Below are 23,156 nucleotides of genomic sequence, written 5' to 3'. Positions count from 1 at the left end.
TCTAACTTGAAAAGCACAAGTGCCCTTGCCCACAATAAATAAGCCGTTATTTTCCTTTATTCTATCATGAGCAGATAGAGAAAGAAAAATAACGGCTTTCCATTTAAATGCTATCTAATTTGTATTCCCCATCAGCAGACGGGCATATGGTGAATCAGAAGGCAGAACAATTACAGTCTCGCCATTGATAGTCTTTTTGTAGGATTCAAGTGTGCGGAATAAGGAATAGAATTCAGGATCTTTTGAGAAGGCTTCATTGTAGACCTTCGCGGCTCCCGCTTCCCCTTCTGCCCGAATGACTTCAGCATCTGCCTGGGCCTTCGCAAGCATTTCCCTGACGGTCCTGTCTGTTTCAGCAATAATAACATTCTTCTGGGCATCACCCCTGGACAGATATTCCTGGGCTGTCGACTGGCGCTCGGAAATCATCCTGGTATACACAGACTGTTCATTTTCAGCCGGTAGATCAGTCCGTTTAATGCGAACATCTGTTACTGCGATTCCATAATTATCATTTGCAAGCAGTTCATTCACTTTTGTGGTGATTTGATCATTCAATGATCCTCGTGAAGATTTTTCATCATTGATGATTTCTTCATAATTCAGCCGACCCAGTTCGGAGCGGGTCACGGAGTAGATGAACTCTTCCATTCTGGCCTCCGCTCCCTCCAATGTTCTGGCGTTTGAAATCATTTTCTTGGGATCATCAATCTTCCAGACAGCATAGTTATCGATAATCATAACTTTTTTGTCCTTTGTATTGATTTCAGCTTCAGACACGTCATAAGTCATTTGATATTTTGGGAGCGTAGAGACACTTTGGATGAATGGTATTTTATACGCTAATCCAGGTTCACTCTCAATCCTTACCACCTCTCCAAATTGACGGATAACCTTGTATTCCCCTTCCTTTACAATAAACAGGTTGCTGAACAATATCCCTAGTCCTGCAATGATGAGCACCAGGATGATTCCTAGTTTGGTGTAGCTTCTCCACTTGAAATTTCCGCCCCGTTCATTGATATTCACAATATTTTGATCACTCATTATCCGCGCCTCCCTCCTCTTTCGGTTTGGCCTGTTCTTTCTCCAGAGGCCTGATCGGGAAATACTTCATAGTGTTTCCATCGTCATTCATAATGTAAATTTCTGCACCTGGAAGAACTTGCTCAAGCGTTTCAATGACAAGACGCTCTCTTGTTATATCAGGATTATTTTTATATTCCCCATACAATTTATTAAAGACTGCTACATCTCCACGTGCTCTTTCAAGACGGGCTGCCTTTTCCCCATTCGCTTTAGAGATAAGGGCTTTCTTCTCACCTTCTGCTTCATTCATTCTCTGATTCTTATATTTATCTGCTTCATTTTTTTTAGTATTTGCGGTTTCCCTCGCATCGGTTACATCCGTAAAAGCTTTTCTTACATCATCATTCGGCAGCTCGACATCCTGGAGTTTTACTGCAAGAATTGATATGCCAATATCATATTTGCCAATTAAAGAGGTTAGGAGCTCTCTGACATCCGCTTCGATATCTGCTTTACCTGAGGTCAGCGCGTCATCTATCTTCGATCCTCCAATAATACTTCTTAAGGATGAGGAAGTAGCATCATATAGAATTTCTTCCGGCTCTTCAGCATTATAAAGGTATTTTTCCGGATCAGTAATTTTCCACTGTACAACCAGATCTGCAAGAACGATATTTTCATCCCCGGTTATCATCTTTGTCTCATCGGGAAAATCCTTTATTTCCCCATCTTTTTCTTCATATCCAAACTGCAGCGAAAATGTTTCCTTCGAAAGCTTCTCCACGCTTTGGACAGGCCACGGCAATTTAAAGTGAAGTCCCGGCTCCGTAATGCCTTCCTCAACCTTTCCAAATGTTAAAATGACTGCCTGATCCGATTCATCCACGGTATACCATGTTGTAAAGGCAACTATACTTAAAATAACAATTGCGATAATTAGGCCTGCGATTGTATAAATCCGCTTTAAGCTGATCATTTCTCTCTCCCCTTCCTGGCACTTTCTATACCTTTTCATACGATTTATTTACGTAAAGGTTTCATAAATATGACAAAATTAGAAAAGCGGAAGCGCCTTGCCCACCCCCGACAAGCACAAGACGAGCCTTCCGGAAAGGCGTTCTTTGCCTTTTTGGGTGGATTGGCTTGTGACCTCGAGGGGGTAGGCGCTGGAGCTAGACAGTTATCGAAATTCAAAATTTTAAATTTCTTATTACACGAAAAAGGCGAAAGCGGGGTCAGCTTTCACCTTTTTCTATGGCTCCTTGGATGAAGGGGTTTAACAATTATGATTTTATCAGCGAAATGTAAAGGGAGCATAAATCTCCTGTAAAAATAATGTAAAGTTAATTCTGCCGCTTCATCCATCTTTTTCTATATTTTATTCGGAAGTTCAATAATAAAGGCGGTGCCTTTGCCGACCTCGCTTTTTACCGAGATGGTTCCCTTATGTGCTTCAACGAGATGCTTTACGATTGCAAGCCCCAGCCCTGTTCCGCCGGAGTTCCTGCTTCTGGCTTTATCAACCCGATAAAAACGTTCAAAAATACGCGGAATTTCACTGGCTTCAATTCCAATCCCCGTATCCCTTATTTCGGTTAAAACTGTTCTGCCGGTCTTTGCCGACGAAATATAGACGACCCCCTGATTTGGCGTATAAGAAATTGCATTTGATATGATATTTATAAACACCTGCTTAAGCCGGTGAACATCACCTTCAATATATACTGGTTTATCCTCTCTCTTATATTCCAAAACGATTTCCTTTTCCGCCGCTTTCCCTTTCATGATGGCCACCACATCTTCGAGCACATCAGCCAGATCCAGCTGCTGAATGGACAAGCTAAAGCCTTGCTTTTCAATTTTCGACAGATCCAATAATTCCTGAATAAGAGATTGCAGACGATCACTTTCCTTCAAAATGATATTGAGGAAATCATTAAGAGTCTGTTTGTTTTCCATTGCACCATCCAAGAGAGTTTCAGAGAAGCCCTTTATAGAGGTAATAGGTGTTTTCAATTCATGAGAAACATTCGCTACAAAATCCTTCCTCATCTGCTCAAGCTTCTTCAGTTCTGTAATATCATGAAAAACAAGCAGTATCCCTTTCCATTCATCATTCGTGCCGATAATCGGAACTCCATATACTTCAAAATAACGTCTTTCGATATTGACGGGAATAATGAGCTGCTTTTTTACTTTCTGCTCGGTCATAAAAATTTCTTCAACCACTTCGGTAATACCTTTGTGTTCTATCACTTCATAATAGAGCTTGTAAAGGTATTCGGAAGGATTTACATTGAAAACCTCTTTATATGGCCGGTTCACTAAATTAATATAGCCTCTGCTGTCAATAAGAATCAAACCGCTTCCCATGTTTTCAATAAGAGCACCCAGTCGGTCCTGCTGCATTTCCTGGGATTTCACCATTTCCTGAAGATTCCTCGCCAGTACATTGATAGACTTACTCAGCATACCTGTTTCATCTTCCTGATCTTCATATGTTCTTGCCCGATAGTTTCCCTTAGTAAGTTCAATCGCAACCTGTGTTGCTGACTCAATAGGCTTTGTATATCGGGCCGTAATTCTTGACCCGAGCAGAATAATCAGAAATAAAGACAGACCAAGACTGACAGCTAAAATCCACCAAATCTGCTGATAGGCCTTTTGGAATTCAGCAAGTTTCGTGCTCAAGAAAATATAGCCTTCCTTCTCGCCATTTATCATGACAGGCTGCCAATAATAGTGCAGATTAAACCCTCCGGCCACTTCCCATCCTGATTCATATACAGATTTCTTTTTTAATACTTCTAATATGATTTCCTGGTGCCTGCTTTGTGATGTCTCACTTTTCACGCTGCTATCCATTAATATTCTGCCCTTGCTATCAGTAGCAGTTACACGCACATCAAGTATGTCACCCAGCTCATTGATTCTCTCAATAGTAATGGATCCAATGCCTCCATTGCCCTCAATATAACTCGCCGCCATTTCAGTCTCTTTTTGCAGACGTGCATCAAATGTATTTAAATAATAGCTTTTAAAAAGCTGGCCTAAAAGAAGGCCTAATGCAACTAAAACAATCAGAATCAAAGAAAGCAATGCGAAAAGCAGGCGGGTGCGAAAGGTTGTCATTCTCCTTTAGGCTCCTCCAATTTGTAGCCCAGTCCGCGAATGGTCTTAATATATATAGGTTTTTTGGTGTTTGCTTCAATTTTCTCTCTTAAATGGCTAATATGTACATCAACGATTCTCGTGTCTCCTGCAAAATCATAATTCCAGACTGCACTAAGCAGCTGATCCCTTGTAAGGACACGGCTCTTATTCTTGGCAAGATATAATAACAATTCAAATTCCTTCGGAGTTAATTCAAGAAGTCCTTCTTCAAAATAGGCTTCATAATGCTGTGGAAAGATCTTAAGGCCGCCAATTTTAAAAGAATCTCCATCTTCTGCTTTTTCCTCGGCAGCTTCAGGCACAAATTGTGTTCTCCGTAAGATAGCTTTAACTCTGGCAACCACTTCCCGTGGGCTGAAAGGTTTTGTCATGTAATCATCTGCACCCAGTTCAAGACCAAGAACCTTATCAAATTCATCATCCTTGGCCGTCAGCATTAAAATAGGCGTCGCTATTTTCTGCTGTCTAAGCTGTTTGCATACTTCTATTCCATCAAGCTTTGGCAGCATAAGATCAAGTACAATAAGATCCGGCTTTTCAGAAATGGCCAGATCTTTGCCTTCCTGGCCATCCATGGCTGTAATTACTTCATAGCCTGCCTGCTGCAGGTTATATTGAAGTAAAGTTACGATAGATTGTTCGTCATCTACAACTAGAATTTTCTTATCCATACGATCCTCCGAGTGAATGAATTACCCCTGTTTGAACTTCAGCTGATTGATTGTCAGCGATTTTTTTAAAAAAGCAGGTATCCCTCCTGCCTATCAACCCCTATTTGCCATACATCTTTATTATAATATATTTCATGATGTTTTTCGGGTCAATTGCTGGAAAGGATGGATTTCATCAAAAAAAGATGTGCATATGCTGCACATCTTTTGACTATCAGAAATTGTCCAAGGCATTTCCATCCATTGGCTGAGGCTTGTATGGCGGGCATACAAGGAGCTGTCCATTAATAACTGTCTGGTCCTCCTCATTTGTTCCCTGTACCTTAATTTGCACGGTATGATTTGAGGTGTTCACTTCTATTACTTCAAATAAAAATTGAACCGTACCATAATGATAGACAGGCTTTGAGTACTCGATGTCCTGTTTTAAAACATGGCTTCCAGGGCCCGGCAAATATTTTGATATGGCAGAATTTATAATGCCATTCAGCATAACACTTGGTACAATTGGTTTTTTATAAGGTGTTTGTGAAGCATAATCATGCTGAATATATAAAGGGTTTGCATCGTTTGTCAGCCCCAGGTACAGCAATAGATCCTTGTCTTCTATTTTTTCTGTCAGCGTCAATTTTTCGCCCACAGATATTTCTTCAATGGTTCTTCCCAGTTTTCTTTTCTTTCCAAGCAGCATAGCTAAGCACCTCCGAGTGTTGTAACCGTTTACATAATCACTGTAAAAAAATAGACTGCTCAATATTTTAAATTATTCAGTCTATTTTCTATATGATATCATTTTATACTATTTCCCAAAAGGGCTTCCAGTAAAAAAATCCGGGAAAAAATCCCCGGATTTTCTTCACATAGATTAGAACATCCTAGTAAGCTAATACTTCCATTACCTTGCGAACTGAATCTGCCGACTTATCTAGGGCAGCTTTTTCTTCACTTGTCAGTTCAAGCTCTATTACTTTTTCTATTCCATTTGCTCCAAGAATTGCAGGCACACCCAGATAGATTCCTTCGTAGCCATATTCTCCTTCAAGGTAAGCAATGGAAGGCAGTACGCGGCGCTGATCTTTAAGGATAGCTTCACACATTTCCACAAGGGAAGCAGCTGGAGCATAGTAGGCACTTCCGTTCCCTAATAAGTTGACGATCTCTCCTCCGCCTTTTCGTGTACGCTCGACAATGGCATCTAGACGATCTTTTGAAATTAATGATTCTAAAGGAATGCCGCCAGCATATGAATAGCGGACTAGCGGAACCATGTCATCACCATGTCCGCCAAGTACAAATCCTGTAATGTCTTTAACAGACAAATTCAGTTCCTGCGCGACAAATGTCCGGAAGCGAGCTGTGTCAAGAACACCTGACTGGCCGATTACACGGTTTTTCGGGAAGCCTGATTCCTTGAAAACTGTATAAGTCATCGCATCCACTGGATTAGTCAGCACAACAATATAGCTATTTGGAGAATGTTTTGCAATCTCCTGCGCTACACTTTTCATAATCTTCTGGTTCGTTTGTACAAGGTCATCCCGGCTCATGCCCGGCTTCCGTGCAATGCCTGCTGTAATAACTACAATGTCAGAGTCTTGTGTATCTTCATAGCTTGAAGTACCTGTGATATTCGCATCGAATCCCTGAACAGGACTAGCTTCAAGCATATCAAGAGCTTTTCCCTTTGTAGGGTTTTCCATTTGCGGAATATCGACCAGAACGACATCACCAAGTTCCTTCTGAGCCAGTAAGAATGCAGTTGTTGCTCCAGTAAATCCTCCACCGATTACAGAAATCTTTTTGCGTTTCAATGACATGAGCAGTTCCTCCTTTTGGAAATAAAAGTTTCAGGATTTGCATCCTTTATGTAAGAGGCTGTTACAAGGAACAGCCTTCCTATATACACAATTTCAGAGAATCGCCAGCTGCCCGGCAAAAGAAGTTTCCTCAGGGAAGCACACAAAATAGCACTGCATGAATAGTATATTAGTCAAAAGCGCCTTTTATTAAAGGCGCTTTTACTTTTTTATTCCATGTTTTTAATTAGTTCGTCGGCAAATTCAGAGCATTTTACTTCTGTTGCTCCATCCATTAGACGCGCAAAGTCATATGTTACGACTTTAGAAGCAATAGATTTTTCCATAGATTTAACGATCATGTTTGCAGCTTCGTTCCATCCGAGGTGCTCAAGCATTAATACACCTGAAAGAATAACAGATGAAGGATTAACCTTATCAAGGCCAGCATACTTCGGAGCTGTACCATGTGTTGCTTCGAAGATCGCATGTCCTGTTTCATAGTTAATGTTTGCTCCAGGAGCAATACCAATTCCGCCTACCTGTGCAGCAAGGGCATCAGAAATATAATCACCGTTCAAGTTCATTGTTGCAACAACATCAAACTCTTTTGGACGGGTAAGGATCTGCTGAAGGAAAATATCAGCAATCGCATCTTTAACAATAATTTTGCCGGCTGCTTCTGCATCTGCCTGAGCTTTGTTTGCAGCCTCAACACCCTGCTCATCCTTAATGCGGTCATATTGAGCCCAAGTGAATACTTTTTCTCCGTACTCTCTTTCAGCAAGCTCATAACCCCAGTTCTTAAAGGCACCTTCAGTAAATTTCATGATATTGCCTTTATGTACAAGTGTTAGAGATTTACGGCCTTCTTTAATGGCATACTCAATAGCAGCACGTACAAGGCGGCTGGTTCCCTCTTCTGAAACAGGCTTAATGCCGATGCCTGAAGTTTCCGGGAAGCGGATTTTATTAACACCCATCTCATCCTGAAGGAATGAAATTAGCTTTTTAACCTCATCAGAGCCCTTAGCATACTCAATGCCGGCATAAATATCTTCAGTATTTTCACGGAAAATAACCATATCAGTATCCTGAGGGCGTTTGACTGGAGAAGGAACACCTTCAAACCAGCGAACCGGACGCAGGCACACAAACAGGTCAAGCTCCTGGCGAAGCGCAACGTTTAGAGAACGGATTCCGCCGCCGATTGGTGTTGTTAATGGACCTTTAATGGCAATAAGATATTCATTGATCACGTCAAGTGTTTCAGAAGGAAGCCACTCTCCAGTCTGGTTGAAGGCTTTTTCTCCTGCTAACACTTCTTTCCAGACAAGCTTGCGCTCACCGTTATATGCTTTTTCTACAGATGCATCCAATACACGGGAAGCTGCCGCCCAAATATCAGGTCCTGTTCCGTCTCCTTCGATAAAAGGAACGATTGGATTGTTTGGTACGTTTAGTACACCATTAGTAACTGTGATTTTTTCACCTTGCATTGTTATACCCTCCATTTTGAAAAGTGCAAGCATCAGCCTTTTTATTTATATAGTCTTCGGTCGGCGCAATGCTGCATCAGTATATCAGATTCAAAGGTTAGAAGGCATATGCCCCTAACCTTTTCCCTGCTCTCTCTATTACAGCAATTTTTTGATAAAAAGTAAAATGCTGAGTAGTAATTTTAGTCTTTTTAATCTGTTTTTTCAGCCTATTATAGACCTCTTTGCTCTATTGGAACGTATTTTTGCATTCCCGGACCTGTATAGTCTGCACGCGGGCGGATCAAACGGTTATTTTCATATTGTTCGAGAATATGAGCCAGCCAGCCAGATACACGGCTTACAGCAAAAATCGGCGTGAACAGGTCATGGTCGATTCCCAGGCTATGGTAAACAGAAGCAGAATAGAAGTCGACATTTGGCGGAAGTTTTTTCTCTCCGGTAACAATCGCTTCAATTTGCGTGGACATTTCGTACCAGTGTGGTTCTCCAGTAAGTTCTGTAAGCTTTTTAGACATTTCCCTTAAGTGCTTGGCACGAGGATCGCCCTGACGGTAAACACGATGGCCAAAGCCCATGATTTTCTCTTTCTTTTCAAGCTTTTCACGGATATACGGCTCTACATTTTCAAGAGTGCCGATATCAGTAAGCATCTTCATTACCGCCTCATTGGCACCGCCATGCAATGGTCCTTTCAATGCGCCAATAGCTGCTGTAACTCCTGAATAAATATCTGACAAAGTAGCTACACATACCCGTGCAGTGAACGTGGAGGCATTCAGTTCATGGTCCGCATGAAGAACCAGCGCTTTATTAAATGCTTCAATTGCGATTGGTTCAGGCTCTTCGCCTGTAAGCATGTATAGGAAGTTGGCTGCAAATCCAAGATCTGTTCTAGGAGCAATTGGTTCAAGGCCCTTTCTTACTCTTGCAAATGCCGTTACGATAGCAGGCATTTTAGCTTGAAGGCGAACTGCTTTTTTATAGTTTGCTTCTTCATCCATCTGGTCTGCTTCTTCATCATAAAGTCCTAATAGAGACACTGCAGAACGAAGGGCAGCCATTGGATGCACTTTGTCAATTGGATATGTTTTAAAATGGTTCAGAACTTCCTCTGGAAGAGAGTAGTTTGCTGCAAGCTGACTCTTTAACTCATCCAGTTGGGCTTTAGCAGGAAGCTTTCTGTGCCATAAAAGATAAATAACCTCTTCAAAGCTTGCATTTTCAGCCAAATCATCAATATTGTAGCCAGCATATGTTAATGTATCGTCTATGATGGAGCTGATAGACGAAGTAGTAGCTACTACCCCTTCAAGACCGCGTGTTACTGTCATACCGAATCTCTCCTTTACATAATAAAATTTCCCCATACCCATTTTTGTCTGTACATTAAACAAAAGTAAGCCGAACCTGATTTTTCATCTTTTCAGAAAAGCTTCCTCGTCATGTCCACATTCTGCTTTATCTTTTTGGGACACTTTTATAGGACTGCAGGACAGCCATTTAAAAGCCGGCTTTTATCAGCCGATCTACAGACCAAATTTACGAAAGGTGAAACCTTCATTTGGTGAACTCCCGATATATGGAAGAAATAAACTTTCTCTTGGCATGCATTAATCGAGCGGTTGCTCGGTACTCACTTAAAAAAAAGAAAATGCTTACATTTTTCCAAAAATGAAAAAATAAATATATTAATAACATTTTAATAGAGCTTAACTGAATTTAATAGGTACCGTGAAATAGGTTACGCTTACAAGTCCTATTATAAACAATTATCTGACTTTTGTGAATGAAAAGCACTTAATTTGTTAAAAAATATTATTTTTCAAGAAAAGTTTATTTGCATTATTGCCCAAAGGCAATGAAGGATCTAAGAACATTTCATTTAAAAAGCTCAAAGACTTTCATTGCCATATACGCAATCCCTGCTCCTATGAGAGGACCGACGGCAATGCCTTTAAATAAGGAGACAGCAAGAATGGTCCCCAGAACAAGAGCAGTTGTAATATGGGGATCTTCAGCCAGCAATACGATGCCGCCTTTTGCCAGAAGCGCAACTGCAATCCCTGAGACTAGAGCAACCCACGCATAAGGAGATTTAAATGCCCCGCCTAAATCCCGGAAGCCGATTTCACCACTGGCTATAGGTGCAAGGACAGCAATGGTAATAATGGTTACACCCCAGTTAATTCCCTTGGACTGCAGAAATGAAAAAGTTTTTGAATCCAGGCCGGCTGCTTTAAGGACAATCAAAACAAAGACAGCAATGATCAGTGATTGATTTTTTGCTATTACACCTATCCCCAGCAATAGAAACAAAAAAATGAGTGATTGGGAAAACATCTGCTAATTCACCTGCCAGCTTTCTATATTATCGTAACATAATTTAAAGCAATTTAATAATTTCCGGGTTCTTTGCCGGATATTTAAAAATAGAATAAGTACTAATAGAATATATCTAATTATTTTTAGCTCTTGATAAAATGATGTATGATATGACTAATAACATTACATAAAGTAAAGCTGCAATGACTTAGTCTGTTCAAATTTAATAAGGAGGCTATTACTTGAACCCGGCATATATCTATCGGACCGTAAGATTTTTCTTTGTCATTGGAGTGGTGATCTTAAGTCTCTATGCTTTCCTATATTTATCCAAAGTGACTTATCCTTTCATTATTGGACTGGCCATTGCCTTTCTAATTAACCCTTTGGTCAATATAATGGAGGTTAAATGGAAATTACCAAGGGCTCTTGCAGTGCTCATTGCACTGATTATTATCTTTGCCATTTTTGCCGGATTAATCACATTGCTGGTGGCAGAGATCGTATCAGGTGCGGATTATTTAGCAAAAGTAGTACCTCAGCACCTTGATACCTTAATAGGCTTTGTTGAGCAATTCTTTGCAGGGCAAATCATTCCTCTTTATAACCAGCTGGCAAGTTTATTTAATAACTTGGGAACAGGACAGCAGGATACCATTATGACGAATATAGAAAATGTCGGGAAGCAATTTGGGTCTACACTGGGAGACTTTATCCAGGCATTTTTCGAGAAAATCCCAAACATTCTTTCATGGTTTCCCAATGCTGCAACTGTCCTGATCTTCTCGCTGCTGGCCACTTTTTTTATAAGCAAGGATTGGCACAGGCTTTCAGGTATTTTCAGCCGCATGCTGCCCAGCCGCGCAAAAAAAAGCGGCAGAACCGTATTTGCCGATCTGCAGAAGGCTTTATTTGGTTTCGTCAAGGCACAGGCTACTTTAGTATCTATTACTACGGTTATCATACTTGCCGGACTTCTGATTCTGCGTGTCGATTATGCCATCACAATTGCACTTGTGACTGGCCTTGTCGATATTATTCCCTATCTCGGAACAGGGCTGATTTTTGTGCCGTGGATTATATATGAGGCAATCGGCGGAGAAATGAGCAGGGCACTCGGGCTGGGCATTCTTTATATCATCGTTTTGGTCCAGCGCCAGATAATGGAGCCAAAGATTCTTTCATCAAGCATCGGGCTTGATCCTTTAGCAACCCTGATTGCTTTATTTGCCGGTTTTAAGCTGATTGGCTTTCTGGGCCTGATTGCAGGTCCGGTTACTCTTGTCCTCCTCACTACTCTTCATAAAGCTGGGGTATTCAGAGATATCTGGTTATTTATAAAAGGCAATGAAAAAGCCGATTAGGGTCATAAATTTTGGCATCCCCTTAAGTCATGCTATGCTGAGGATTGGATACAGGGCACTTGCCTAACCAAAAGAGTAATAACCATGGGATTGTCATATTCCAGTAAATTAAACCAGCCGCTCCTATGAATTGGAGCGGCTTTATATATAGCTATTTTTACCTGATTATCGTGATCGTTCCCTTGTTCATCCATTTTTTCAGCCCTATATAAAGCATGTTTTTAAGGACTTTTCTTGTTGAAGGAAGAAGCATAGTAAAGCCTAATGCATCTGTAATGAAACCGGGTGCCAGAAGCAGCGTCCCGCCAATAAGGATGCAGGCCCCTTCAAGAATAGCGTCACCAGGCATTTGACCGTATCGCATCTGATCCTGAATTTTTCTGATTGCTTCAAGACCCTGCTTTTTAGCGAGATAAGCACCGAGAACACCTGTAAGCAGGATAATCGCAAGTGTAGGCCATAGCCCAATGGTGTTGCCTGAAAGAAGTAAAACTCCAATTTCAGCAGCTGGAACGATTATCATCAGCAAAAGAATGTAGCGCATTAAGCCACCTCTATTTTGTTTAAGACTTACCATTATTATATCAGACAAGGCACTGAGAATATAACTATTTGTCCCGCAAAGTAAAAAAAGGAAGGGAGCCCCCTTCCTTCTACAAATTCAAATTATAATACGCTTGCATGGCCGTTGTAAATTACACCGCGCTGAGAGTCAACTGTGATTTCCTGTCCATCTTTTAAAAGGCTTGTTGCATTTTCAACCCCTACAATGACAGGTATACCAATATTAAGGCCGACAACAGCGGCATGGCTTGTAAGCCCGCCTTCTTCTGTAATAAGCGCACTGCATTTCTCAATCGCAGGCACCATTTCACGGTCTGAGCCAATTGTAACCAGAATAGAGCCTTCTGTTACCTTCGCTAATGCTTCCTCTGCATTTCTTGCCACAACGACTTTTCCAAAGGCTGATTTACGCCCGATTCCTTGTGCCTTAGCAAGAATGTCCCCCACTACATGAATTTTCATTAAGTTGGTGGTACCTGCTTCACCCACAGGAACTCCTGCTGTGATTACAACTAAATCTCCTGAAGCAACAATTCCGCTGTTCAAGCTTTCTTCAACGGCGATATCAAGCATATCGTCTGTTGTAGATGCTTTCTGGCCAATTTGAGGGTATACACCCCATGTTAAAGATAAACGCCGTGACACATGGTCATTAGAAGTAACGGCAACGATTGGTGCTTTAGGACGATACTTGGAAATCATCCTAGCTGTATGGCCGCTTTCAGTCGGAGTGATAATTGCGTTGACATCCAGGTTTAGAGCTGTATGTGCCACTGATTCTCCAATTGCATCAGTAATGTTATGCTCATTATCTTTGCTGCGATTTGACAGAATTTCTTTATGATCTAATGCAGATTCCGCTCTTGATGCAATGTTGTGCATTGTCTGCACAGCCTCGACAGGATAAGAGCCCGCAGCCGTCTCACCGGACAACATGATCGCATCAGTACCATCAAAAATGGCATTTGCTACATCACTCGCTTCTGCGCGTGTAGGTCGCGGGTTGCGCTGCATCGAATCGAGCATTTGTGTTGCAGTAATGACTGGTTTCCCCTGTGCATTGCATTTTTTAATTAATTGCTTTTGTACGAGCGGAACCTCTTCTGCTGGAATTTCCACTCCAAGGTCTCCGCGCGCTACCATTAGTCCGTCAGAAATTTCAAGAATTTCTTCAATATTATCTACACCTTCCTGATTTTCAATCTTAGGAATGATGTTGATATAAGATGCATTGTGCTCTTCAAGCAGCTGTCTGATTTCCAAAACATCAGAAGCTCTGCGGACAAAAGAAGCGGCAATGAAATCGACGCCCTGTTCAATTCCAAAGATGATGTCCTGTGCATCTTTCTCAGTTATGCCGGGAAGATTCACAGAAACACCTGGAACATTGACGCCTTTTTTATTTTTAAGTGTTCCGCTATTTAAAATTTTTGTGTGGATTTCACTGTTGGCCTTATCAATTTTTGTCACTTCCAGACCAATTAAACCGTCATCAAGCAGAATTTTGCTTCCTGTGTGCACATCTTCAATAAGGCCTGCATATGTAACAGAGAATTTTTCTGCTGTTCCTTCAACCTCGTTCATGGTAATAATAATGTTTTCCCCAGCTCTCAATTCAATCGCGCCATCCACCATATTGTTTGTGCGGATTTCCGGCCCCTTAGTGTCTAAAAGGATGGCTACAGTCTTGCCGGTCTTTTCAGAAGCTTCACGGATATTCTGAATTCGCTGGCCATGTTCCTCGAAATCACCATGAGAAAAATTTAAACGGGCAACATTCATGCCTGCTTCAATAAGCTGTGTTAACTTTTCAACACTTTCACTGGCAGGTCCAATAGTACAAACGATCTTCGTTTTACGCATTATAATTTACCTCCTGAATTAATGCAGCTAGATTACCGGCACAGGGCGGCTTTTGAGAGCAGCGTGCTGGTTTATATGCGGCAAAATTAAATAGACAGCTCTTTCGAGAGTTTGTAGAGATCCAGGTCAAGTGTATGCTCTCTATCCAATATTTCTATTATATCATGGTCAACCAGTTTATTATTTTGAATTCCTACTGCACGTCCGCCTTTGCCTTCAAGAATAAGCTCTACTGCATATGCTCCAAGGCGGCTAGCCAGCACCCGGTCGAATGCAGTTGGGGAACCGCCCCGCTGCATATGACCAAGCACGGACACACGTGTATCAAAATTTGTTGTTTCTTTGATTTGCTTGGCAAATTCCACGCCGCTGCAGACTCCTTCTGCAACTACAATGATACTGTGTTTTTTGCCTCGTTCATGTCCCTTTTTAAGTCTCTCTGCAATTTCATCCATACTATAGCCTGCTTCAGGAATGAGGATAGTCTCCGCACCGCCTGCTAATCCTGCACATAAAGCGATGTCTCCTGCATCTCTTCCCATAACTTCAATGATAAATGTTCGTTCATGGGAAGTAGCTGTATCACGGATTTTATCAATTGCATCAATAACCGTATTTAATGCTGTGTCAAAACCAATAGTATATTGCGTTCCCGGAATGTCGTTATCGATGGTGCCAGGTACGCCCACACAAGGAAATCCATGCTCTGTCAAAGCTTTTGCTCCACGGTATGATCCGTCCCCGCCAATTACGACTAGTCCTTCAATTCCGTGCTTGTTCATTTGTTCAATGCCCTTTTGCTGGCCTTCTTTTGTTTTGAACTCTTCGCTTCTTGCCGAATGCAGAACTGTACCGCCGCGATGGATGATATCACCAACCGAACCCAGGTCAAGCTTCTTAATATTTCCTGACATCAAGCCGGAGTATCCGCCATAAACACCATACACTTCAATATTATGATAGATCGCTTTACGGACAACTGCACGTACAGCCGCATTCATGCCAGGAGAATCGCCGCCGCTTGTTAAGACTCCTATTTTCTTCACAATAATCACCTCAAATTTTTATATCACCATAAGAAAGCGTGTTTTCTTGCTGTGCTGTATTTTAACAGCCTATAAAGAATGTACATGCCTGCCCGAAAATTCTGTATGTAATATAGGCTCTCTATATGTAAAGCAGAGCATTCTATGCTTATCTTATTATTGAACAAAACGCTATTGAATATTTCTAAAATACCATGAAGAAGGGAGCATCTCAACTTAATCAGACAATTTCAAAGAAATACAGAATTGTCGGGATACTGAAAGCGTTTTATATAGAAAAAACTGCTTTTTTTTACTATAAAGACAGTATTATTGCGACTCTCCAACGCCTGAGCCGGCCCTCGCTTTCTGCACAGCCAGCTTTGAAAAAAATAAAAACGTGCCCGAAAGCACGCTTTTATTTTACCCCAATAAATTCCTTTAAAAACGAATATTCGCCAATAGATTTGAACTTGTTGTACCGGTGATTGATCAGCTGGTCTTCAGTAAGATCCATCAGATCCTTCAATGAGTGAGTAAGGACTTCTCCAATTTCCGCAGCCTGAACCTTTACATCTTTGTGGGCTCCGCCCTTTACTTCTTCAATAATCTCATCCACCACACCCAGTTCCTTTAAATCCGGTGCAGTGATTCTCATGGATTCTGCAGCTTTTTTTGCCTGGGTTGCATCTTTCCAAAGAATAGCAGCCGCTCCTTCTGGAGAAATAACCGAATAAGTGGAGTTTTCGAGCATATGGATATGGTTTCCTACGCCAAGAGCAAGAGCTCCGCCGCTTCCGCCTTCCCCAATGACGATACAAATAACCGGGACTCTGAGGCTTGCCATTTCAAACAGGTTCTTGGCAATTGCCTCACTCTGTCCTCGTTCCTCTGCAGCTTTCCCTGGGTAGGCACCCTTTGTATCAATGAAACAGATAATAGGCCTCCTGAATTTATCGGCCTGCTTCATAAGCCTTAATGCTTTGCGGTATCCTTCGGGATGCGGCATGCCAAAATTTCTGCGGATATTCTCTTTTGTGTCTTTTCCCCGCTGGTGGCCGATGACAGTAACCGGAACTCCCCTAAACTTTGCGATACCGCCAACAATCGCCTCATCATCACCAAAAGCACGATCCCCATGACACTCGAAAAAATCCTCAAAAAGGTGAGAGATATAATCCAGTGTAGTCGGCCTTGCGGGATGCCTTGCAATCTGCACACGATCCCACGGTTTCATATTTTCATATATATCGGCTTCTAATTTTTCCAACCTGGCTTCCAGCTTCTCTATCTCAGAAGATAGGTCTACATCGGCTGTTTTGGTAAATTCTTTTAATTCAGCAATCTTTTTTTTCAGTTCCATAACCGGACGCTCAAATTCTAATTCTCCTGCCATTGGAAGTCACCTCCTGGTTGATGTATGGATAAAATAGCTGATATTTTTTCTTTTAACTCTGTTCTAGGTATTACTGCATCCAATTGACCGCATTTTAGTAAGAATTCTGCTGTCTGGAAGTCTTCCGGCAATTCTTCACGAATCGTTTGTTCTATGATCCTGCGTCCCGCAAATCCAATCAACGCACCAGGTTCTGCCAGATTATAGTCGCCCAGTGAAGCAAAACTTGCAGATACACCGCCTGTTGTCGGGTGAGTCATGATTGAAATAATGAGTCCTCCATTATCACTGAATCTTTTTAGTGCGACACTTGTCTTGGCCATTTGCATCAGGCTCAAGACTCCTTCCTGCATTCGTGCACCGCCTGAAGCGGTAAATATAATAAAAGGAACCTGTAATTCATCAGCTTTTTCAATGGCACGGGTAATTTTCTCTCCGACTACTGAACCCATGCTTCCCATTCTGAATGTGGAATCCATAACAGCTACTGCAATTTTTTGGCCGTTTACAGTGCCTGTCCCAGTCACTACCGCTTCATTTATCTTTGTCTTTTCCCGATCCTTCTCCAGCTTTTCAATATAATCCGGGAAATTCAGAGGATTTTCAGATATCATGTTCGCGTTAATTTCTTCAAAACTATTAGCATCCAAAAAGCTTGCTAAACGCTCTTTTGAATTCATAGTATGGTGGTAATGACAATGGAAACACACTTTAAGGTTCTTAACCAATTCTTTGGTATACATGATTTTCTTGCAGTTAGGACACTTTGTCATGATTCCTTCCGGCACATCCTGCTTTGCCGTTTCCGATGGAATGGTAGCATATTTCTTCTTCTTCGTCTTAGTAAAAATATCTTTAAGCAAGATGAAACCTCCCTGATAATAGCTAAATCATTTCCATTAATTTCATCAGTGGTCAGACCACTGATGTAAAAATGAATGCCTAACTTTTCTAGGCTTCATTTATGCTTGTCTGATTATTTAAATATAGATGATATCCAAAATTAATTCTGCAAAAAATTGTCGTTAATCCTTCGACAAATTTCTTAAATTTCTATATACACGAATAACTTCGGAATCTTTTCTGGAAATCAAGGTATCAACCAGCTCTGCATATTGCTCCTTGGTGATCATCATTTTCTCTAAATCCAAAGAATTGTAATAATCTTTGAGAATGATCCAAATACGGAGGAAAAGATGATTATCTGCAAGTGTGACGATTTCAAGAAAAAAGTCATCATCTGTGCAGTCTGATTCCAGGGTCCATTTTTTGAACCTCAGTAGCCGATCTTCATCAGCCTTTTGAATAATTAGCCATAAACAATCAAGTTCAATAAGAAACTTGGTTTCTTTAACATCTCTTATAGATTTCTTATCCTGAAGAATAAACGTGCTGAGCAGCTGTACGAGCTGATGCCCCCTAAAATCCCTCATAAAAGTTCCCTCGCCTCTCCTTGTCTCAATTAAGCCAAGAAGTTCAAGAGCTCTTAATGCTTCCCGAACGGAAGAGCGCCCGACACCCAGGCGCTCTGACAGCTCTCTTTCGGAAGGCAATCGATCTCCAGGCTTAAGACCATCATGTTCAATCATGGTCCTAAGCTGTTTGACAATGCCGATATAAACCTTCGTGTTATTTTGAGGTGGATTCACTTATGGAATCACTCACCTTTTCCAATGACTGCAAGTTGCTTCGTTTTTTCCTTCACTTCTTCAGGATCAACTTTAATGCGGGCAACGCCCGTTTCCATAGCTGCCTTTGCTACAGCAGCTGCAACTTCCGGTGCGACACGGGGATCGAATGGCCCCGGGATGACATAATCTGCATTCAATTCATCCTGATGAACCAAATTAGCAATGGCTTCTACAGCAGCCACTTTCATTTTCTCATTTATATGAGTTGCTCGGACATCCAGTGCTCCGCGGAAGATTCCAGGGAAAGCCAGCACATTGTTTACCTGGTTTGGAAAGTCGGATCTTCCAGTTCCAACCACCATTGCCCCAGCCGCTTTTGCTTCTTCAGGCATAATTTCAGGAGTTGGATTAGCCATGGCGAATATAATCGGATCCTGATTCATAGTGCCAATCATCTCAGCCGTCAGGGCTCCGGCAGCAGAAACCCCGATGAATACGTCAGCCCCTTTAATAACATCTGCAAGGCTTCCATTCGCATTCTCGCGATTCGTGTACTTTGCAACTTCATTTTTAATTTCATTCATACCCTGCGGGCGGCCTTCATAAATAGCACCTTTAGTGTCACACATAATGATATCGCGAACACCGTAGCTGTATAAAAGTTTAATAATGGCAATCCCGGCAGCACCGGCACCATTTGCGACAACCTTAATTTCATTCATTTTCTTCCCGGAAAGCTTCAGGGCATTTACAAGGCCTGCAACAGTTACAATAGCAGTCCCATGCTGATCATCATGAAAAACGGGAATGTTTGTTTCCTTCTTTAATCGCTCCTCTACATAAAAGCAATTGGGAGCAGCAATGTCTTCAAGGTTTACGCCTCCAAATGTAGGCTCGAGAAGTTTTACAGTCTCAACAATTTTATCTACGTCTGTCGTATTAAGGCAAATTGGAAATGCATCCACTCCTGCAAAACTTTTGAAAAGTACAGCTTTACCTTCCATTACAGGCAGGGCAGCTTCCGGCCCGATATTTCCTAGTCCCAGCACTGCTGTTCCATCGGAAACAACCGCGACCATGTTGCCTTTCATCGTATATTCATAGACAGTTTCGGGCTTATCATAAATCTCCTTGCAGGGCTCAGCAACCCCCGGTGAGTAAGCAAGACTTAAGTCTTTGGCATTTCGCACCTGTACTTTAGATTTAGATTCCAATTTCCCTTTATTAGCTCTATGCATATGCAAAGCTTCTTCACGTAAGGTCAAAATTTTCACTCCTCATATTCCGGATAGGATTATATATAAACATAGACTTGACGAATACATGCTTTAAACTCTGCTGCAGTTCTGTTTCAGAATCAGAATGAGCAGGGCTTTTCTTTCGCTCACAGTGGTCAGACCAGTTTATTTTTCTTCTTACAAATATACCATAATTGTTATTGTTGTAAAGGGTAATTACTTTAAAACCACGTTATTCCGGCCAAGCAGCTGCATAAGTAAATTAAGGAAATCCTCTGTCGAAGAGACCAGATCCTCTTCACCCAGGCGAATGGTTTTTCGGGAGGTTTCATAATACAAAACCACTTGAACACTGCCTTCATTTTTCTTAAATAATTCTTTGAGCAAACGAAGATTTTCCGTTGTCTCCCGATCCTCAGTAATCCTTAAATACAATACGGGATCTTTATTTTGCATTTTTTCAATGGCTTCCTTCACATCATCGAGTTGCTGTACAATCATCTGCTTTTTTCCGTCCCGTTCCTCCAGCTTTCCCTCCGCTAAGACGATGTTTCCCTGAGAGCAGAGCATTGAAAACCGGTTAAACACCTTTGGAAACACAACTGCCTCCATATCTCCCGTCTGATCGCTCAAGGAAAGAAACGCCATTGGCTCGCCTTTTTTCGTACGGATTTTTTTTACTTCGGATATATAAGCAACAGTTTTTGCCTTCTTAACCGTTTTTTCGAGTTCAGTCAGCGGACAGGCTTCCAGCAGGGAAAAATAGGATTCGTAAATTGAAACAGGATGATCTGATAAATACAGACCGAGCACATCTTTTTCAAATTTCAGCTTGTCCTCGGAACGGATCGGATCTACTTCTGTATATTTAGGCTTAGGAAAAAATTCATCATCCTCAAAGAAATCAGCTTGATCATCTTCAGGCAAAACCAGCTGAGCATGCTCCGCAGCTACATCCAGGCTGGCCAGAAGAACAGCTCTATCTTCTCCAAATTCATCAAAGCTGCCTGAATGAACCAGCGATTCAAGGATTTTGCGATTTACTGCTTTTGTTGAAACTCTTATGCAAAAATCAAACAGATCTTCAAAGCGCTTGTTTTTTCTCGCCTGAAAAATATCTCTTAAAGCTGCAGCACCGATTCCTTTTATAGCAGCCAGGCTATATCTGATAGAATTTTTCTCTGCCAGAAAGGAGTAGCCGCTTTTATTAATGGAAGGCGGGCTGAGCGTTAAGCCCATCTGCCTCAGTTCTCCGATATATTGGGCAATCCTGCCTTCATTTCCGATAGCTGAAGTCAGCAGGGAAGCCATAAAGTGAAGCGGATAATGAGTTTTTAAATAAGCCAGCTGATAGGCTATGAAGCTATATGCAACAGCATGGCTCCGGTTGAATCCATAATTTGCGAACCTGACGATTAAGTCATATATATCATGAGCGGTTTGCTCATGATAGCCTTTATTGACTGCTCCCCCAACAAAATGGACACGTTCACGGTCAAGCACTTCTTTTTGCTTCTTGCTGACTGCCCTCCGAAGCAAATCTGCTTCACCCAATGAAAATCCGGCCAGTCTTGCAGCGATTTGCATAATTTGTTCTTGATACACAATGACTCCATACGTATTTTCTAGAATAGGCTTCAAGTCAGGATGAGGATATATGATTGGCTTCCTTCCGTGCTTCCTGTCAATAAAAAGAGGGATATTTTCCATTGGGCCTGGGCGATAAAGAGCATTGACAGCCACAATATCCTCAAACCGCGTTGGCTGAAGCCTTGTCAGGACACTGCGCATCCCATCAGATTCAAGCTGGAAAATACCTGTTGTATCTCCTCTTCCCAAAAGACTGTATACATCCTCATCATCCAGGGGAATTTGTTTTATATCAATCTGTATGCCTGTCTTTCTCTGTATAGAGCTTAGGATATTCTCAATTAATGTCAGGTTTCTAAGACCGAGAAAATCCATTTTTAAAAGGCCGACATCCTCGAGATGCTCCATTGAATATTGGGTCAAATAAACATTTTCATGCCCTTTTTGAATTGGAATGGCCTCAACAAGCGGATGCTCGCTGATGACAACTCCGGCTGCATGGGTCGATGTATGCCTTGGGAGTCCTTCCAGTTTGACAGCTGTGTCAAATAGTCTCCGATTTAAATCGGATTCCTGGGTAAATCTTCTTAAAGGCTCAGATTCTTTGTAGGCCTCCTTGAGAGTGATGCCCAATTTGGAAGGTATTCTTTTTGAAAGCATGTCCAGCTCTTTAGGATTAAGCCCAAATGCCCTGCCGACATCCCGGAGTGCCGCTTTGGCAGCAAGGGTCCCAAATGTAAGAATTTGAGCCACATGCAATTCTCCATATTTTTGGGATACATACCGAATTACCTCATCCCTTCTGTGATCCGGGAAATCAATATCAATATCAGGCATGGAGATTCTTTCCGGGTTAAGGAACCGCTCAAATAGGAGCTGATGCTCAATGGGATCCACATCTGTTATGTAGAGGACATAAGCAACCATCGAACCGGCTGCAGATCCCCGTCCCGGACCGGTTAAAATGCCATTTTCCCTCGAAAACTTCATAAAATCCCAAACGATTAGAAAATAATCACTGAATTTCATGTTTCTGATAATGTTCAGCTCATACCGCAGCCGATTCTTATGCTCATCATCTCCATCCGGATATCTGTCAGCAAAGCCCTGCCAGCACACTTCTTCCAATAGCTCATCGGCACTTATGCCTCCTGCAGCAGGGTATTTAGGAAGATTCTGTTTATCCAGCTCAAGCATTACATTGCATTGCTCAGCAATCATAATCGTATTCTCTAAAGCATCCGGATACTCTGATAGCAGTTCCGCCATATCCCCGGATGACTTTAAGTAATACTCATTGCTCTTCAGCCGTTCTCTATCTTCATCCTGAAGCTTTTCAGCATTTTTAATGGCCAGCAGGCACTCATGGGCGAAAGCTTCCTCTTTTTTTATGTAACAGACACCATTTGAAGCCGCTATGCCAATTCCGGTTTCTTCTGAAAGGTTAACCAGGGGGACGTGGATTTTTTTTTCTTCATGCAGCCCATGATCCTGTAAAGCGAAGAAGAAAGAATTTGGCTCGAAAATGCTGCTGAAAAGGTCAGCTGTTCTTTTTGCCTGGCCGTATTCACCTGCCAAAAGAGATTGTTCGATCTCCCCATTTATGCCTGGAGTTAAAGCAAATAATCCTCCGGCATAGTGTTTAAGCCATTTAACAGGAATGCCTTCAGGAGTTTTTGTCTGGACCGTGCTCGTGATTTTTAATAAGTTCTGAAACCCCTGCCGGTTTTTAGCCAGGAGGACCAATGGATAAGCTTCGCCTTCAGATATCTCGCTTAGTACATCCACAGAGAGTCCCAGGATCGGCTTTATGGACTGCTTAAGACATTCTTTATAAAAGGCGACTGCCCCGTACATGACATTTCGGTCCGTCAGAGCCAGGGCAGGAAACCTATTTTCCCTTGCGCTCGTCACAAGCTGCTCTATTCTTGCCGTGCTCGACAGCAGGCTATATGCGCTATATACATGAAGGTGAATAAATGACATGTTTC

Annotated in this window: 18 protein-coding genes; 1 reads left to right on the top strand and 17 read right to left on the bottom strand. The window is 41.8% G+C overall.

The window, feature by feature from the left end; all coding sequences use genetic code 11:
* Positions 1-114 precede the first annotated feature (114 nt).
* The 9 genes from hflC to AC3WTL_RS11150 all read right to left on the bottom strand — a co-directional run bounded on the left by hflC (position 115) and on the right by AC3WTL_RS11150 (position 10,512).
* Positions 115-1,047, bottom strand: coding sequence for a protease modulator HflC (gene hflC / locus AC3WTL_RS11190; protein WP_222497610.1), 933 nt, complete (start codon positions 1,045-1,047; stop codon positions 115-117).
* Complete coding sequence (gene hflK / locus AC3WTL_RS11185; RefSeq protein WP_222497609.1) at positions 1,040-2,005, bottom strand: FtsH protease activity modulator HflK; 966 nt, start codon at positions 2,003-2,005, stop codon at positions 1,040-1,042. The genes hflC and hflK overlap by 8 nt, the downstream gene beginning before the upstream one ends.
* Positions 2,006-2,400: 395 nt before the next feature.
* Entirely contained in the window at positions 2,401-4,161 is a 1,761-nt protein-coding gene (pnpS, locus tag AC3WTL_RS11180) for a two-component system histidine kinase PnpS (protein WP_222497608.1), read from the bottom strand.
* Positions 4,158-4,874, bottom strand: a complete 717-nt coding sequence (locus AC3WTL_RS11175) for a response regulator transcription factor (RefSeq protein WP_248348264.1) — start codon at positions 4,872-4,874, stop codon at positions 4,158-4,160. The genes pnpS and AC3WTL_RS11175 overlap by 4 nt, the downstream gene beginning before the upstream one ends.
* A 214-nt stretch (positions 4,875-5,088) precedes the next feature.
* Complete coding sequence (locus AC3WTL_RS11170) at positions 5,089-5,565, bottom strand: MaoC/PaaZ C-terminal domain-containing protein (protein ID WP_048008373.1); 477 nt, start codon at positions 5,563-5,565, stop codon at positions 5,089-5,091.
* Positions 5,566-5,749: 184 nt separating this feature from the next.
* Positions 5,750-6,691 (bottom strand): malate dehydrogenase, encoded by a 942-nt coding sequence (gene mdh, locus AC3WTL_RS11165; protein ID WP_222497607.1) that lies wholly within the window; start codon positions 6,689-6,691, stop codon positions 5,750-5,752.
* Between the two features lie 209 nt (positions 6,692-6,900).
* Complete coding sequence (icd, locus tag AC3WTL_RS11160; RefSeq protein ID WP_009333235.1) at positions 6,901-8,169, bottom strand: NADP-dependent isocitrate dehydrogenase; 1,269 nt, start codon at positions 8,167-8,169, stop codon at positions 6,901-6,903.
* Between the two features lie 212 nt (positions 8,170-8,381).
* The gene (gene citZ, locus AC3WTL_RS11155; RefSeq protein ID WP_248348263.1) at positions 8,382-9,503 is read right to left on the bottom strand and encodes a citrate synthase; all 1,122 of its coding nucleotides are present in this window, start codon (positions 9,501-9,503) and stop codon (positions 8,382-8,384) included.
* Between the two features lie 547 nt (positions 9,504-10,050).
* Positions 10,051-10,512 carry a DUF441 domain-containing protein gene (locus tag AC3WTL_RS11150; RefSeq protein ID WP_048008369.1) on the bottom strand — a complete coding sequence of 154 codons (462 nt, stop codon included), beginning with the start codon at positions 10,510-10,512 and terminating at the stop codon, positions 10,051-10,053.
* Between the two features lie 224 nt (positions 10,513-10,736).
* Between AC3WTL_RS11150 and ytvI the strand changes: the two genes are divergently transcribed.
* Positions 10,737-11,858, top strand: coding sequence for a sporulation integral membrane protein YtvI (ytvI, locus tag AC3WTL_RS11145; protein ID WP_048008368.1), 1,122 nt, complete (start codon positions 10,737-10,739; stop codon positions 11,856-11,858).
* Between the two features lie 157 nt (positions 11,859-12,015).
* On the opposite strand, the gene AC3WTL_RS11140 is transcribed toward ytvI, so the two are convergent.
* The 8 genes from AC3WTL_RS11140 to dnaE all read right to left on the bottom strand — a co-directional run bounded on the left by AC3WTL_RS11140 (position 12,016) and on the right by dnaE (position 23,151).
* On the bottom strand, positions 12,016-12,402 hold the full coding sequence (locus AC3WTL_RS11140; protein ID WP_248348262.1) for an FxsA family protein: 387 nt from the start codon (positions 12,400-12,402) through the stop codon (positions 12,016-12,018).
* A gap of 122 nt (positions 12,403-12,524) precedes the next feature.
* Positions 12,525-14,285 (bottom strand): pyruvate kinase, encoded by a 1,761-nt coding sequence (gene pyk / locus AC3WTL_RS11135; protein WP_248348261.1) that lies wholly within the window; start codon positions 14,283-14,285, stop codon positions 12,525-12,527.
* 86 nt (positions 14,286-14,371) lie between these two features.
* Positions 14,372-15,331 carry a 6-phosphofructokinase gene (pfkA, locus tag AC3WTL_RS11130; RefSeq protein WP_035330297.1) on the bottom strand — a complete coding sequence of 320 codons (960 nt, stop codon included), beginning with the start codon at positions 15,329-15,331 and terminating at the stop codon, positions 14,372-14,374.
* Between the two features lie 397 nt (positions 15,332-15,728).
* Positions 15,729-16,706: an acetyl-CoA carboxylase carboxyl transferase subunit alpha gene (gene accA, locus AC3WTL_RS11125; RefSeq protein ID WP_048008364.1), complete on the bottom strand. Its 978-nt coding sequence runs from the start codon at positions 16,704-16,706 to the stop codon at positions 15,729-15,731.
* A complete protein-coding gene (gene accD / locus AC3WTL_RS11120) occupies positions 16,691-17,569 on the bottom strand; it encodes an acetyl-CoA carboxylase, carboxyltransferase subunit beta (RefSeq protein ID WP_048008363.1) in 879 nt (292 codons plus the stop codon). Before accD ends, accA begins: the two co-directional genes overlap by 16 nt.
* Positions 17,570-17,731: 162 nt before the next feature.
* Complete coding sequence (locus AC3WTL_RS11115) at positions 17,732-18,355, bottom strand: FadR/GntR family transcriptional regulator (protein ID WP_082138924.1); 624 nt, start codon at positions 18,353-18,355, stop codon at positions 17,732-17,734.
* A gap of 8 nt (positions 18,356-18,363) precedes the next feature.
* The gene (ystJ, locus tag AC3WTL_RS11110; protein WP_048008362.1) at positions 18,364-19,602 is read right to left on the bottom strand and encodes an NADP-dependent malic enzyme; all 1,239 of its coding nucleotides are present in this window, start codon (positions 19,600-19,602) and stop codon (positions 18,364-18,366) included.
* A gap of 189 nt (positions 19,603-19,791) precedes the next feature.
* Positions 19,792-23,151 carry a DNA polymerase III subunit alpha gene (gene dnaE / locus AC3WTL_RS11105; protein ID WP_222497600.1) on the bottom strand — a complete coding sequence of 1,120 codons (3,360 nt, stop codon included), beginning with the start codon at positions 23,149-23,151 and terminating at the stop codon, positions 19,792-19,794.
* Positions 23,152-23,156 lie beyond the last annotated feature (5 nt).

Source organism: Cytobacillus sp. EB106-05-05-XG126 (genome assembly GCF_058791715.1).
This window is presented reverse-complemented; position numbering and strand designations above follow the sequence as displayed.

What these genes read in the sequence shown, in the direction of transcription:
- AC3WTL_RS11170 (WP_048008373.1), bottom strand. Translation starts at nt 5,565, where the DNA reads ATGCTGCTTGGAAAGAAAAGAAAACTGGGAAGAACCATTGAAGAAATA.
- AC3WTL_RS11175 (WP_248348264.1), bottom strand. Translation starts at nt 4,874, where the DNA reads ATGGATAAGAAAATTCTAGTTGTAGATGACGAACAATCTATCGTAACT.
- AC3WTL_RS11140 (WP_248348262.1), bottom strand. Translation starts at nt 12,402, where the DNA reads ATGCGCTACATTCTTTTGCTGATGATAATCGTTCCAGCTGCTGAAATT.
- accA (WP_048008364.1), bottom strand. Translation starts at nt 16,706, where the DNA reads ATGGCAGGAGAATTAGAATTTGAGCGTCCGGTTATGGAACTGAAAAAA.
- mdh (WP_222497607.1), bottom strand. Translation starts at nt 6,691, where the DNA reads ATGTCATTGAAACGCAAAAAGATTTCTGTAATCGGTGGAGGATTTACT.
- AC3WTL_RS11150 (WP_048008369.1), bottom strand. Translation starts at nt 10,512, where the DNA reads ATGTTTTCCCAATCACTCATTTTTTTGTTTCTATTGCTGGGGATAGGT.
- pyk (WP_248348261.1), bottom strand. Translation starts at nt 14,285, where the DNA reads ATGCGTAAAACGAAGATCGTTTGTACTATTGGACCTGCCAGTGAAAGT.
- hflK (WP_222497609.1), bottom strand. Translation starts at nt 2,005, where the DNA reads ATGATCAGCTTAAAGCGGATTTATACAATCGCAGGCCTAATTATCGCA.
- hflC (WP_222497610.1), bottom strand. Translation starts at nt 1,047, where the DNA reads ATGAGTGATCAAAATATTGTGAATATCAATGAACGGGGCGGAAATTTC.
- icd (WP_009333235.1), bottom strand. Translation starts at nt 8,169, where the DNA reads ATGCAAGGTGAAAAAATCACAGTTACTAATGGTGTACTAAACGTACCA.
- citZ (WP_248348263.1), bottom strand. Translation starts at nt 9,503, where the DNA reads ATGACAGTAACACGCGGTCTTGAAGGGGTAGTAGCTACTACTTCGTCT.
- pnpS (WP_222497608.1), bottom strand. Translation starts at nt 4,161, where the DNA reads ATGACAACCTTTCGCACCCGCCTGCTTTTCGCATTGCTTTCTTTGATT.
- dnaE (WP_222497600.1), bottom strand. Translation starts at nt 23,151, where the DNA reads ATGTCATTTATTCACCTTCATGTATATAGCGCATATAGCCTGCTGTCG.